Genomic DNA, 13,693 nt, shown 5'->3' with positions numbered 1-13,693 from the left:
CGACCACACATCACCCGACACACGGTCCACCGCTTCCGCGACCTATCCGGCGAGGTCGCTCTTGTAGAAGACGCTCGCCTCGAACTGGTCGGGGCCGGTCGCGACCTTGGCGGAGAAGCCGAACGCGAGCCGCGGACCGCTCGACGTCCGCCAGATCGCCATTCCCTGCGGCTCCCGGCCGGGCAGCGAGTTTCCGGCCGTCGTCGGGTAGATGTCCTCGACCGAACCGCCGGTCTTGTTCATGTCGAGACGGACGAGGTACGACGGCTTGGCCGGGTCCGTCGGCCTCGCGGGCGGGCCGCCGTAGCTGAGGTAGGCGTACTGGCCGTACGAGGTCACACCCTGGAAGTGGTCGGCGTCGCTGAGACCGAGCTGGGCGTTGGTCGGGAGGGCGCGCTGGGTGAGGATGCGGGTGGCGCTGGTGATACCCGTCCGCTTGACGTCGTCCAGGTCGAACAGCGCGAGGCGCCACGGACTCGTCGTCCCCATGTACCGCAGCAGCAACCGGTTCGTGTACGGATCGATCGACGGCCTCGGGCAGTCCACGAAGTCGGAGAGCCCGATCGGGAACTCCCGCACCCTGCCCTGGTGGTTGAAGTAGTCGATGAGGCCGTCGTCCACGTACTTGAAGCGGGCGATCTTGTGGCTGTTGGGAGCTGTGCCGGAGCTCAGGCTCTGCCAGTCGCCCGCGATCCAGACGTAGGGAGCGCCGGGTGTGTCCGGCTCGATCCCCATCGACGAACCGTGGTCGAACGAGTGGAGCGCCATGGCTCCCAGCACGTTGCCCGACAGGTCGGTCCTGGTCATCCAGAGGTCGCCGTTGTCGCTCCCGGGCTTCGTCTGCACGAAGTAGATGTGCCCGTGGACGTGGTCGTACGCGAAGGACTGCATCGCCCAGTACGGCTGGTGAAGTCTTCGCCGCAGGACGGGATCGCCCCCGGCCCCGTCGAGTACGAAGTACTGCGACGTGGGGACGACCGCGTTCGCCGTCGGGGCCGCGAGCAAGGAAAAGCCGCCGCTTGCGGCGGCGGCGACTATCCCGGTGCCCGTTCTGAGGAGCGTGCGGCGGCTTACCGAACTCGCTTCTCCGCTTTGTCTTGTTTCACTCAAGTGCGTCACCTTGTCGGCCGTTCGGCTGCTTTGGCTGATCTTGATCAACTTAGCAACCGGGCCTGTCAGGCGTCGGAGACTTTCAGAGATACGGCGATTTCAGAGATACGGCCCCGACCGGATCGCGCCGTGACCGCCCGGGTCCTCGCCGTCCTCTTCCTCGTGCGACGCACCGGGCGGCAGCGCCCGCCGCATCTGCTCCAACTGCGCCCGCGCCGCCATCTGCTGGGCGAACAGCGCCGTCTGGATCCCGTGGAAAAGTCCCTCCAGCCAGCCCACCAACTGGGCCTGCGCGATGCGCAGTTCGGCTTCCGAGGGAATGGCCTCGTCGGTGAAGGGGAGCGAGAGCCGCTCCAGCTCGTCGACGAGTTCGGGGGCGAGCCCGTCCTCCAGCTCCTTCACCGAACCGGCGTGGATCTCCTTGAGCCGTACCCTGCTCGCCTCGTCCAGAGGAGCCGCCCGCACCTCTTCGAGCAGCTGCTTGATCATGCTGCCGATGCGCATGACCTTCGCCGGCTGTTCGACCATCTCCGTCACCGGGATCTCGCGCGGCTCGTCGTCCCCGTGTCCGCCGCCGAGCGCCATCCCGTCCTGTCCCACCACGAGGACATGGGGGTTGCTCTCCTGCGACCGTTCGTTCCTCGGCATTTCCATATGTTCATTGTCTCGCACCTGGGTGCGGACGCGCGGTGGGGCCTGTGGGAGAGCGGATCGCTCTCCCACAGGCCCCGTCCGCCCGATCCGGCCGGTGTCAGATCGCCGCCCGGCGCGCCAGCGCGCCTCGCGAGCGGGTGACCAGCGCGGCCAGCACCGCCGCGCCGAGCGGGACCACGATGAGCAGCAGGCCCAGCGTCGCCCACGGGATGACCACGGGCACGAACGGTGCCGTGGCCTCCTGTCCGCCGGCCCATCCCTCGTCCAGCATCTGCGCGTACATCGTCTCCTCCGCGCGGCGTTCGGTGAAGCGGAGCCCGATGGCGGGCAATATCCCCGACGCCGAGCCGAGCACGACACCCATCGCGGCCACCACCCCGCACTGGAAACCGCTCAGGGCCTTGCGGACCCGGGGCGGCGCCCCGACGGCGGCGAGTGTCTTGAGGTCGGGCTCGGCGTCCGCCTGGGCGAGACCCGTGGCGATACCGGCGGCGCCGATGGTGATCAGCCCCGCGAAGACGGCGAGTGCCAGCAGCGTGGTGCTGTTCTCGGGGGTGAAGCCCTTCTCGATGGTCAGCATGGAGTCGCTGCCCGTCTTGGCCAGCTCGCCGTTGAGCTTCTGCTCCTGCGCGTCGCTCGGCAGCCGCTCGGTCGTGAAGAAGGAACCGAACGGGACGGTCGTGAAGCCCGCCTTCTCGGCCACGTCCCGAGGCACGATCATCGTGACGCCGTACGACTTCTGGCTGCCGGAGAACTGATGGGCGGGGATGCGCTTGACGGTGCCCGGCGGCTCCTTGCCCTTCGAACTCGCGGCATCCGCCTCGTCCACCTGGGCGGCGGAGATGAGGCGTACGTCGATGGTGCCGTTCGCCCCGGCCTTGGGAGCCACGGTGTTCTTGGGAGACACGGCGCCGCCGAGCGCGCCGCCCTTGCCGTCGTCGCCGACCTTTTCGTCGCTGCCCTTGCCGTCGGCGCCGGCGGGGTTGAGGTTCTTGTTGTTGAAGGAGACCGCCCGCCCGTTCGCCAGCGCCTCGCTCGCGTCCGGATTGTCGATCTTCAGGACCTTGAGCAGCTTGTCGTCACCGATCAGGATCTGACCGCCGGTGTCGCCGATCCCGTAGCCGTCCTGGGTGCAGCGCCAGTCCTTGGCGAGCTTGCGGCGCTCGGCCTTGGAGAACTTCTCCGAGGGGTCCTCGCCCGTGTCGTCGTACGACCACAGCGGGCACTCGTGCCCCTTGGGCAGGACGATGTCGTACCGTCCGCAGTCGTCGCCTCCCCCGTAGGCGGAGCAGTTCTTCTTGCCGACCACGACACGGTCCACGTCGGCCCGCACGTCCGTCGGCAGCAGCTTCTGCACGTTGTCCCGGATCGACGGGACGTCCACGGCGGATTCCGGGGAGAGGATCGCGACCGTGCCGTACGGCAACTGGGCCTCGTACCGCGCCTCGGCCTGGGCGTCCGAGCTGGCCGAGTACGTCGCCACGGCCACCGTGCCCGCGACGGCCGCCAGCACCGCCGCCACCGCCGGAGCCGTACGCCCCCTGTTCCGTACGGCGTCCCGCAGCGCGAGCCGCGGTGAGAGCGGCAGCCAGCGGCCGATCCGGCCGAAGAGGCCCACCAGGGCGGGCGTCAGCGCCACCACACCCAGCTCGGCGAGCGCGCTGCCGCCGCCGACGATCGCGGCCTGGTCGGAGACCGCCGAGCCGTACAGCGCGATGCCCGCGCCGAGTACGACGGCGGTCAGGCCCAGGACCGGCAGCACCCTGCTGGACTTCCGGATGCCGCGGCGCCCGGTGAGCGAGGCGACGACCGTCTGCCGGGACGCCGTCACCGCGGGCACGATCGCGGCCAGCAGGCCGGTGACGACCGCGAGCAGCGCGATCCCGATCAGCTCCAGCGGCCGCACGTCGAAGCCCCCGAAGCGCTGGCCCAGGTAGTTCTCCAGGACCGGCCGGAGCGCGATGGTCAGGCCGATGCCCAGCACCGTACCGACCACGGCGGCGACCACACCGATCACCAGACCGCCGCTCAGGACGATGGCCCTGATGTGGTTCCTGTCGCCGCCGTTGGCGCCGACCAGGCCGAGCTGGCGGCGGGAACGGCGGGCGCCGACGGCGAACGCGGGGCCCGCCAGCAGGCAGATCTCCAGCATCACGAGGCCGACGACGGTGCTGAGGATGGCGAGCTCGGTGGCGTTGCCGGAGCCGCCCATGCTCTGCGACGACATGCCCTCCTTCTTGTACAGCGGCACGTCCGAGTCCGGCGGCGGGTTGAGCATGACCGCCCGTGAGACGACCGTGGCGCCCTTGGCGTTGGTCTCCTCGACCATGTTCCACGTGAAACCGGCGTCGCCGGGGATGGCGGCCAGATAGGTGCTGGTCGTCTCCGTGCCGGGCAGCTCGGCCGCGGCCAGCGCCTTGTCCAGCGGGGCCAGCAGGGCGCCGGGAAGGGCGTTGACCTGGGGGGTCTCCAGGGAGCTGGGCAGCTCGTACGCGCCGACGATCCGGTACGTGGTGTCGAGTCCGCGCGCCGTCAGTTCCGAACCGACGTGCAGACCGCTGCTCTCCAGGAATTCGGTGGTCGCGGCGACCTCGTCGGACGTCCGGGGGAACCGGCCGCGGTCGAGGACCATGATCCCCTCGGCCAGCGGGTCCGCCGCCTTCAGCTCCCGGACGGAGGTGTTGAGCAGGCCGTGGGTGGTCTTGATCTTGGCCATGCCCTCCGAGTCGACGAGGGTGTTCGCGTCCGCCGGAAGGGTCGCCGCGATGTCCGTCTCGCCTTCGGGCCACGGCTCGTCGTCGTAGTTCTTGACCGGCTGGTAGTTGTCGCCCTTGGGGTTCTGCAGGATCGGGACGCCGCCGAGACGCGGGTCCTGGACCCGGGCGTCGGCGTTCCCCAGATCGCGGTCGAGCGTCTCGGCGGTGGAGAGTGTCGAGCTGCGCACCGTCAGATCGGCGGCGCTCACACCGACGATCGGCAGGGCGAGCATGGCGAGGACGAGGAAGCTGCGTCCCTTGAAGCGCCAGGCGTCACGGCGGGCTATGCGGATCGCGGCGCGCCAGGAGTGGTACCAGTTCTTCACCGCTCGGCCGCCTGGCCCGTGAGGAGCGAGTCGGCCTGGCTGCGGATCGTCTGGTCGACGACGGCGCCGTCCCGGAGGAAGACCACGCGGTCGGCCCAGGCCGCGAAGCGCGGCTCGTGCGTGACCAGGACGCCGGCCGCGCCCGCGTCGCAACGGCTGCGCAGCAGGGCGAGCACGGACTCGCCGGTCTCGGAGTCGAGGGCGCCGGTGGGCTCGTCGGCGAGGACGAGGCGGCGGTCGCCGACGAGCGCGCGGGCGATGGCCACGCGCTGCTGCTGGCCGCCGGACATCTCGTCCGGGAAGCGGTCGGCGAGGTGGTCGAGGTCCATCTCGCTCAGCGCGGCGACGGCCTCGCGGCGGGCCTTGCGGGCGGATGTGCCGTCGAGTTCGCGGGGGAGGGCGACGTTCTCGGCGGCGGTGAGGGCCGGTATGAGGTTGTAGTCCTGGAAGACGTAGCCGATGCTGCGGCGGCGCAGCGCGGCTATCTGCTTGCGGCCCGCGGTGGTGAGGTCGGTGTTCTCGACGATCACCTGGCCCGACGTGGGGGTGTCGAGGCCGCCGGCGATGGTGAGCAGCGTGGACTTGCCCGAGCCGGACGGGCCCATGACGGCGACGAGTTCGCCGGGGAAGACATCGAGGTTGATCCCGCGCAGGGCGTGGACCTCGGTGGCGCCACTGCCGTGGACGCGGGTCAGGTCCTTGAGTTGGAGCACAGGATGCGGTGCCTGGTCAGGCATGGGTGGATCCCCCTTGAGAACGGATCTGGTGCGTAGGTGTGGGGTGGTGCGTAGGTGTGGGGTGGTGCGTAGGTCTGGGGTGGTGCGGTGCGGTGCGGGCGGTGCGGGGATATGAGGCGTCAGCGGCGCTTGGAGCGGCCGAGGCCGGCTCGGGGGGCGGGTGCGGGCTTCTCCCCCGGCGGCGGTGCGCCGCCCTCCTTCGCCTCCCTCCGCTGCTTCTTCTCCTTCTCCGCGGCCATCAGCGAGAGCCGGACGAGCCTGGCCTCGCAGTGGTCGAGCCAGCGCGCCTCGGCCTCGGTCTGGAAGATGAGCTGTTCGAGGACGAGCAGCCACGCCACGTCGTCGCGGTTGTCCGGAGAGATGTCGGTGGCCTGGGCCTTGAGGCGGGTGTAGTCCTGCATCGCCTGGACCGTGTGGTGGCGCTGGGACTGGATCACGTCCCGGATGTCGATCCCCGGTGCGCCGACGGCCATTGCGAGCTTTATGGCGAGTTCGTCGCGCGGCGGACTGCGCCGGTCGACCGGTGAGCGGAACCAGTTCCGCAGCTCCTCGCGACCGGCGTCCGTGATCACGTACAGCGCGTGGCCGGCTTCGTCCTCACCGTCCTGGACGACCATGCCGTCGCGCTCCAGACGGCCCAGCGTCGTATAGACCTGGCCGACGTTCAGGGGCCAGGTGGCACCGGTGCGGGATTCGAACTCCGTACGGAGCTGAGAGCCGTAGCGCGGTCCCGGTTCGAGGAGGGCCAGCAGGCCGTGGCGAATCGACATACTCAGTATGTATACCGAGTATGGGTGCCACGGCAAGGGCCCTGAGAGGGACGTCACGCGTCAGTCGTAAGGAGGAGGTAAGGGCGACGCGAGATGTACGAGGGTGATAAAGGCGCAGCTCAGAGATGGTGTGTGAGGGCGCGTACAGGTTGTCCGGAGTCAGTGTCGGCGGAGCCGTACGCCCAGAAAGCCGATACCGAGACCCATGAGCGCCATCCCGATGCCGAGGGTCAGCGCGGGAACGGCGCGGGCGACCGGCTGCGAGACGGCCTGGCTGTTCTGCTCCTGCGCGCTGGCGTCCTGAGGGGGCGTACGGGGCGAAAAGGGCGCGTCCGCCGAGGCCTCGGAGTCGTCCGACAGGTCCACGTCGTCGTCCCCGTCACCCTCGTCCCGGCGGTCCGACTCCCGCTCGCTCTCCGTCTTCGGGTCCTTCTTCCTGCCGGTCTCCGGCTCGGCGGAGCCCGACGCGGAACGGCTGGGCGACGGCGAAGCGGAACCGGATGATGGCCTTCCACTCGGACTCGGCGACGTCGGCGCCTGCGTGCCGTCCTCGGGCTCGTCGACGGCCCCCGACTCCGAAGCCTCGGGGATCGCCGTCGTCCGCCCCGGCCGGGGCCGCCCCTGCCCGGCCTGATTCCCGGCCAGCGAGGAGGTGGCACTCGGGGAACGCGACGGATCGGCGCGCGGGGGCTCGCGGTTCTCGGCGTACGCGAGGGGCGCGGCGAGCAACAGGGAGGCGAGCGTGACCGCGACCGCGATGGCGCGAGGGGTGGGGGGCCGTGCGTGGAGCCGTGACATCACCGACTCAGCGTCACATGTGGTGACAGAAGCGGCATCTCGGCGACGGTCGACCCTCACGGCCGCCGTACACTGCCGCCGCTACGGTCGGCCGCGCGTGCGCGCTCGGACCGTCCGCCACTCCAGATCGTCGGCCACGCCGGGCTGCGAGCTACTCCAGGCTGTCGGCTACTCCGGGTTGCCCGTGGAGATCTTGAGCTCGAACTCCTGGTCCTTGGGCAGCACCGCCGCGCCCTGGCGCGGGAACTGCTCGACCACGATGTCCTCCGCCTGTGTGGGGTCGTTGACCTCGGTCACCTTCCACGTCCACTTCGCGGAACGCAGGCACTCCTTCACGGAGATGATGTCCTTGTAGCGCAGATCGGGTGCCTGGACCTTGGTCGGGTCGACCCCGTCCTCGTACGCCTCCGAGCACTTCTCCGTGTCGATGGTCCGGTTGCGCTCGGGCGGCCGGTGGCCCGCGACCGCGGAGCCGCTGGGCTTGGCGTCCGGGTCGTCGCCCTCGTCGCCGCCCTGTGTGAGCGCGAAGGTCAGTCCGCCGATCGCCGCGATCGCGACCACGATCGACCCGATGACGACGGGCAGGTTCCGCCTGCCGCCGCTGTTGCCGCCACCGCCGTGGCCGCCGTGCGGTCCCATCGGCGGCTGCTGCGGAGACATCGAGTACGAGGGCACCGGGGTCTGGTAACCGTGGTTGGGCTGTGGCGGGTAGCCGTACGTCGGAGGGGGCGTCTGCATCGGCGCCGGGGCCTGCATGGCCGGTGTCGGCGGGCCGTACGCCCCCGGCTGGTACGGCGTCTGCACGCCGCCCTGCGGCGCCGGCATGCCCTGGTCCACCGGCGGGAAGACCGCCGAGCCCACGCCCGAGCCGCTCGCCGACGGGGCGCCCTGGACGATCACCGGCGCGCCGGTGTGGCCCTGCGGAAGCACCCGCGCGCACTCGTCGCGCATCGCGGCGGCGCTCGGGAACCGCTCGTTCGGGTTCTTCTTCAGCGCCCGCGCGACGAGCGCGTCCATCGCCGGAGTGATCGAGCGGTTGATGGAGGAGGGGGCGACCGGCTCCTCCTGCACGTGCGCGTACGCGATCGCCAGCGGGGAGTCCGCCTCGAAGGGCAGCCGGCCCGTCAGCAGCTGGAAGAGCATGATGCCGACCGAGTACAGGTCGGAGCGGGCGTCGACGCCGCGACCCAGCGCCTGCTCGGGGGAGAGATACTGCGGCGTTCCGACGACCATGCCGGTCTGCGTCATCGACGTGACACCGGACTGCATGGCCCGCGCGATGCCGAAGTCCATCACCTTGACGACGCCGCGCTTGGTCATCATCACGTTGCCGGGCTTGATGTCGCGGTGCACCAGCCCCATCTCGTGGCTGGTCTCCAGCGCGGCGAGTACGTCCGCCGTCACCTTCAGCGCGCGGTCGGCCGGCATCGCGCCGTACTGCTGGATGTCCGTCTGGAGTACGGAGCCGAGCGGCTGCCCCTCCACGTACTCCATGACGATGTACGGCATGAGCGAGCCGTCCAGCTCGTCCTCACCCGTGTCGAAGACCGAGACGATGTTGGTGTGCGACAGCTTCGCGACGGCTTGGGCCTCGCGCCGGAAGCGCTCACGGAAGGACTGCTCGCGGCCGAGTTCGGTGTGGAGCGTCTTGATCGCGACCTGCCGGTCGAGCGCGGCGTCGTACGCGAGGTAGACGGACGCCATGCCGCCCTCGCCGAGCAGGTCACGAAGCTGGTACCGGCCGCCCGCGACCGAACCGCCCGCGTAGCGGCCCTGTGCGCCGTCGTGGCTCATGACTGTGCTTCCCCCTCGGCGCGGCGACGCGGTGATGTCAGTAGCTCCGCGCTGATCCGTACTCGCGTGATCCCGCTGATCCCGCTGATCCCGTATTTACGATCCCGTATTTACGGGCCAAGTCTGCCGCAGGGCAGTGACACGTCAAGCCGGGTGCCCGATCCGTGACCGTACGCACAACAAGAGTCTCGGAAGCGTTACAGGAAAAGCATGGAATTTGCGTGCGCGGAGCCGTAGCGGGTTTGATGGCCGGTCCGTCTCCAATTGGCGTGCCGCGCGAAGCCTGTAGCGTGACCGGCACAGCACCAGCCAGGATGCGTACCGGCTCCTGGACCCCGTATCTTCCATCCATCCCAGTGCACGACCGCGACCCCGCGCACGCGGGCGGCACGCGGACAGAAACGACGGCGAGGACTGATGGCACCCGAACCCGAAGCAGGCGGCGGCGGAGTGCCTGATGCCGCTGACTCATGGGGCGTCGGCGGGCTGGTCGGAGACGGCCGCTACCGGATGACGTACCGCCTCGGCCGGGGCGGTATGGCGGAGGTGTACGCGGCGGAGGACGTCCGGCTCGGCCGCACCGTGGCCGTCAAGCTGCTGCGGTCCGACCTCGCCGAGGACCCGGTCTCCAAGGCCCGCTTCACCCGCGAGGCACAGTCGGTGGCCGGTCTCAACCACCACGCCGTGGTGGCGGTGTACGACTCCGGTGAGGATGTCGTGGGCGGCCAGACCGTTCCGTACATCGTCATGGAACTCGTCGAGGGCCGCACGATCCGCGATCTGCTGCTCAACGCCGAGGCGCCGCCGCCGGAGCAGGCGTTGATCATCGTCTCCGGTGTGCTCGAAGCGCTCGCGTACTCGCACCAGCACGGCATCGTGCACCGCGACATCAAGCCCGCGAACGTGATCATCACGGACAGCGGCGCGGTCAAGGTGATGGACTTCGGCATCGCGCGCGCCCTGCACGGCGCGCAGTCGACGATGACCCAGACCGGCATGGTCATGGGCACGCCGCAGTACCTCTCCCCCGAGCAGGCGCTCGGCAAGGCCGTCGACCACCGGTCCGACCTGTACGCCACGGGCTGTCTGCTCTACGAACTCCTGTCGCTGCGCCCGCCGTTCACCGGTGAGACGCCGCTCTCCGTCGTGTACCAGCACGTCCAGGACATCCCCGTCCCGCCGTCCGAGGTCTCGGACGCGGTGCCGCCGGAGCTGGACGGGCTGGTCATGCGCTCGCTCGCGAAGGACCCGGACGACCGGTTCCAGAGCGCCGAGGAGATGCGCGGCCTCGTCCAGTACGGCATGCAGATGCTCCAGCAGCAGGGCAGCCACACGGGCACCTGGAACACCGGCCCCGTCGACATGCACGAGGGCGGCACCCCGGCGATGGGCGTCGCCGCGACGACCGCGCTCGGTCACCCGCCGCACGGCGACACCGCGCAGCGCCCGCTGCTGCCGCCGCAGAACCCGAACGACGGCGGTTACGACGGCGGCCACCACGGCAACGGGGGCGGCGGCCGCGGCAAGATGTGGCTGTTCGCGCTGTTTGCCGTGGTCGCGATCCTGGCGGGCGCCGCGTACGCGGTGAACAACATCTCCGGCACGGGCGACGACAACAAGCAGGACACGAAGACCTCGCAGAGCCCGTCCACCACTCCGAGCGACAAGCCGTCGCAGTCGGACGAGGAGTCCGCTCCCTCCGACGACGACGACACGGACACCTCCACGGGCGGCAATCAACAGCCGGGCTACCCGACGGACGACACCCCGAGCGAGAAGCCGTCGGAGTCGGACAAGCCGACGGACCCGCCGTCGTCCACCGATCCCGGTGACACCGAGGGCACGACGGAGGGCGGAAACGGGGAGCCGTCCGGCGACCCGTCGTCGCCGGACCCGGGCACGGTGGAGGGCGGGACCAACACGGGTACCACCGAAGGCAGCACGGGAGAGCCGGGCGGCGGGGGCGACCCCGAAGGGGTCGTCGAGGGCACCGCGGAGGGTGCTGGAAACCCGGGCTGATCGTCGCCCCGCTGACCACGCTCACCCCGCGAACGCGTCGGACACCTCCTCGTACCTCCGCGTCCACCACACCGCCAGGGCCGACACCGCAGGGAACTGCGGGTCGGCCCTTCGGTCGTCCAGCTGGTAGCGCCAGCGCAGTATCCAGAAGTCGTTCAGCCGCTCCCACCACACCCGGTGGACGGCGGCGGACAGTTCGGCGGTGTCGGCCCCGGAGACGAGCCGGTAGGCCCGCGCGTACGCCCGTACCTTCGGCAGGTCCAGCTCCCCCGACGGCCGTACGAAGAAGATCGCCGCCGCCCGGACGGCCTCCTCGGCGCGGGGCTGGACGGACAGCCGGTCCCAGTCGACGATCGCGACGGGCTCCGTGCCCCGGTAGAGCAGGTTCAGCGGGTGGAAGTCGCCGTGCACCCACCCGGTGGCCGTCGCGGCGGCCGGTGGCGGCCGGTGGTGGGCGTGCCGCTCCAGGAGGGCGCGGCGCTCCCGCAGCCGGTGTTCGGCGAGCGAGTCGAAGCCGTCGCCCGGGGTGCGCCCGCGGGCGAGCGCCAGTAACTCGTCGATGAGCGCGAAGGTGTCGGCGGGGGCGGCGCTGTCGTACGCGCCTTGGTACGTGAGGCGGTCCGTCGCCGACTCCATGACCTGTTCCAGACAGGTGTGTACGGCTCCGAGGAGCGACCCGAGGTGCCGCGACGCGGCGAGCGTCAGCTGGGCGCCGGTGCGGTGGCGGCCGTCGATCCAGGGGTGCAGGGCGTAGCAGTGGCCGCCGACCACGGCGACGGTGCCGCCCTCGGTGTCCCGGACGGGCGGTACGACGGGGACGCCCAGCGCCTGGAGCCGGCGGGTGGCCCGGTGCTGGCGGGCGATGGACTCGCGGTCGCCGTCGAGGTGGTGTTTGAGGAAGTAGGTGCCGTGGGTGGTGGTGAGCCGGTAGCCCCGGTTCAGCAGGCCCTGGGCGACCGGTCGGCAGGCCAGCGGCTCGCCGCCGTAGTCGTAGCGTCGGAGCAGGTCACCGAGAGGCAGGAGACCGAAGGGCAGGTCCACCACGGGTGGAGCGGTCGCGACATACGGCATCGTCGCGGTCGTTGCAGATGAGCACGGCACCCTTCAGATGATAGATCACGCAGCGTGGCGATCGTGTCGCCGTCCGCTCCCGCTCCCGCTCAGCTCGGTCGCGGGCTCGGTCGCGTGCTCGGTCGCGTGCTCGGCGGGATGCCCGCTCGACTGCTCGGTCGAGTACTCAAGGATGTGCACGGTCACGAACTGCGGCGTCAGGCTCATGTAGACGGGCTCGAACGGCTCGCCGTCGACATGGTGCGGACCCGGGCCGAAGAGCGCCAGCTCGTCCGTCGTCGGCCTGATCATGCTCGCGGTGCCGGTGAACTGGACCGACCAGAGATCGGGCTCGCCGGTGTTGAAGTTGTCGGCGCCGTACGCGACCACGCTGCCGCTGCACGCGCGGTGGTAGCCCATTCCCCGGTGCATCCGCAGGACGACGCTCTCGTCCTTGACGATGTGCCGGGCCGGTGCCACGAAGGGCATCGCCCGCATGCTCGTGGCCACCCGCCCGTAGCGGACTCGGCTGAGCAGCTCGATCGCGCGCAGATCATCGGTGGACATGCCATCCACTCTCTGTCACCGATCGTCCACGGAACAGAGCCGCCCGCCCCGGATGAAGGGGACCTTGGTCCCTGCCGGGCCTTCGGGGAAGCCGGGCAGGGTAAGGCCCTTCGACAGGTTTCAGGGCTGCCCGGCCCGGTTCGGCCGGCCCGGGTCAGCGCTGCTCGGCCTGGATCCTCGCCACGTAGGCCGCGGCCTGCGAGCGCCGCTCCATCCCCAGTTTGGACAGCAGGCTGGAGACGTAATTCTTGATCGTCTTCTCGGCGAGATGCAGCCGCTCGCCGATCACGCGGTTGGTCAGTCCCTCGCCGATGAGATCCAGGATCTTGCGCTCCTGGTCGGTGAGGTTCGCGAGCTTGTCGTCGCCCTTGGGGGTGTTGCCCTCGCGGAGCCGCTGGAGCACCCGCGCCGTCGCGACCGGGTCCAGCAGGGACCGGCCGGCCGCCACGTCCCGTACGGCGGTCAGCAGCTCGTCGCCACGGATGGCCTTGAGTACGTAACCCGAGGCGCCGGCCATGATCGCGTCGAACAGCGCCTCGTCGTCGGAGAACGAGGTGAGCATCAGGCACTTGATGCCCTCGTCCCTGGAGCGGATCTCGCGGCAGACCTCGACCCCGCTGCCGTCCGGCAGCCGTACGTCCAGCACCGCGACGTCGGGCCGGGTCGCCGGGATCCGGGTCAGCGCGTCCGCGGCCGTGCCCGCCTCGCCCACGACCTCGATGTCGTCCTCGACGGCGAGCAGCTCATGGACGCCCCGCCTGACGACCTCGTGGTCGTCCAGCAGAAATACGGTGATTTTTCCCTTTTCAGGCACGAGATCAGTCAAACACACTTCCCCCTATCCCCGTCGTGGGCCGCCGGGATAACGTGCCGTTGTTCCGGCGGCCTGCAAGGCTGTGACCAGTGGTTGTCCCCGAGTTCGGCGATTTACTTGGAAATCCAAGCAAAATCGCAGGTCAACAAGGGTTTCGCAGGAATGCGACTCACTGGGTAACGTGCCTGTGACAGGGCGCTCGCCGGGGCACCTGTCACGCCTGTCCCGGCCGGGCCGCACCCACCCCGTGCACGCGTCCGGAAGCAGGCGAGCCGCACTGGTTCCCGGCGGATCCCGG

The 13,693-nt window shown here is 70.2% G+C and carries 11 protein-coding genes; 1 reads left to right on the top strand and 10 read right to left on the bottom strand.

Annotated features, from left to right (window positions below; genetic code table 11):
- Nucleotides 1–42: 42 nt before the first annotated feature.
- The 7 genes from ACFT9I_RS08410 to ACFT9I_RS08380 all read right to left on the bottom strand — a co-directional run bounded on the left by ACFT9I_RS08410 (nucleotide 43) and on the right by ACFT9I_RS08380 (nucleotide 8,945).
- On the bottom strand, nucleotides 43–1,005 hold the full coding sequence (locus ACFT9I_RS08410; RefSeq protein ID WP_382562041.1) for a hypothetical protein: 963 nt from the start codon (nucleotides 1,003–1,005) through the stop codon (nucleotides 43–45).
- Nucleotides 1,006–1,209: 204 nt separating this feature from the next.
- Nucleotides 1,210–1,764, bottom strand: coding sequence for a bacterial proteasome activator family protein (locus ACFT9I_RS08405; RefSeq protein WP_382562040.1), 555 nt, complete (start codon nucleotides 1,762–1,764; stop codon nucleotides 1,210–1,212).
- A gap of 97 nt (nucleotides 1,765–1,861) precedes the next feature.
- Nucleotides 1,862–4,846 (bottom strand): FtsX-like permease family protein, encoded by a 2,985-nt coding sequence (locus ACFT9I_RS08400; RefSeq protein WP_382562038.1) that lies wholly within the window; start codon nucleotides 4,844–4,846, stop codon nucleotides 1,862–1,864.
- A complete protein-coding gene (locus ACFT9I_RS08395; protein WP_382562036.1) occupies nucleotides 4,843–5,583 on the bottom strand; it encodes an ABC transporter ATP-binding protein in 741 nt (246 codons plus the stop codon). Before ACFT9I_RS08395 ends, ACFT9I_RS08400 begins: the two co-directional genes overlap by 4 nt.
- A gap of 119 nt (nucleotides 5,584–5,702) precedes the next feature.
- Complete coding sequence (locus ACFT9I_RS08390; protein ID WP_382562035.1) at nucleotides 5,703–6,353, bottom strand: PadR family transcriptional regulator; 651 nt, start codon at nucleotides 6,351–6,353, stop codon at nucleotides 5,703–5,705.
- A gap of 159 nt (nucleotides 6,354–6,512) precedes the next feature.
- Nucleotides 6,513–7,154 (bottom strand): hypothetical protein, encoded by a 642-nt coding sequence (locus tag ACFT9I_RS08385; RefSeq protein ID WP_382562033.1) that lies wholly within the window; start codon nucleotides 7,152–7,154, stop codon nucleotides 6,513–6,515.
- A 165-nt stretch (nucleotides 7,155–7,319) separates the two neighbouring features.
- Nucleotides 7,320–8,945 (bottom strand): protein kinase, encoded by a 1,626-nt coding sequence (locus ACFT9I_RS08380; RefSeq protein WP_382562032.1) that lies wholly within the window; start codon nucleotides 8,943–8,945, stop codon nucleotides 7,320–7,322.
- Between the two features lie 417 nt (nucleotides 8,946–9,362).
- On the opposite strand from ACFT9I_RS08380, the gene ACFT9I_RS08375 reads away from it, so the two are divergent.
- Nucleotides 9,363–10,964: a protein kinase gene (locus ACFT9I_RS08375; RefSeq protein ID WP_382562030.1), complete on the top strand. Its 1,602-nt coding sequence runs from the start codon at nucleotides 9,363–9,365 to the stop codon at nucleotides 10,962–10,964.
- Between the two features lie 21 nt (nucleotides 10,965–10,985).
- On the opposite strand, the gene ACFT9I_RS08370 is transcribed toward ACFT9I_RS08375, so the two are convergent.
- From ACFT9I_RS08370 to ACFT9I_RS08360, 3 genes are all read right to left on the bottom strand, one after another.
- A complete protein-coding gene (locus tag ACFT9I_RS08370) occupies nucleotides 10,986–12,035 on the bottom strand; it encodes a phosphotransferase (protein ID WP_382562276.1) in 1,050 nt (349 codons plus the stop codon).
- A gap of 45 nt (nucleotides 12,036–12,080) precedes the next feature.
- Nucleotides 12,081–12,581, bottom strand: a complete 501-nt coding sequence (locus ACFT9I_RS08365; RefSeq protein WP_382562028.1) for a pyridoxamine 5'-phosphate oxidase family protein — start codon at nucleotides 12,579–12,581, stop codon at nucleotides 12,081–12,083.
- Between the two features lie 154 nt (nucleotides 12,582–12,735).
- Nucleotides 12,736–13,395, bottom strand: coding sequence for a response regulator (locus tag ACFT9I_RS08360; protein ID WP_382562026.1), 660 nt, complete (start codon nucleotides 13,393–13,395; stop codon nucleotides 12,736–12,738).
- Nucleotides 13,396–13,693: the final 298 nt, after the last annotated feature.

This window comes from Streptomyces sp. NPDC057137 (assembly GCF_042670825.1).
Classification (GTDB): Bacteria; Actinomycetota; Actinomycetes; order Streptomycetales; family Streptomycetaceae; genus Streptomyces.
This window is presented reverse-complemented; position numbering and strand designations above follow the sequence as displayed.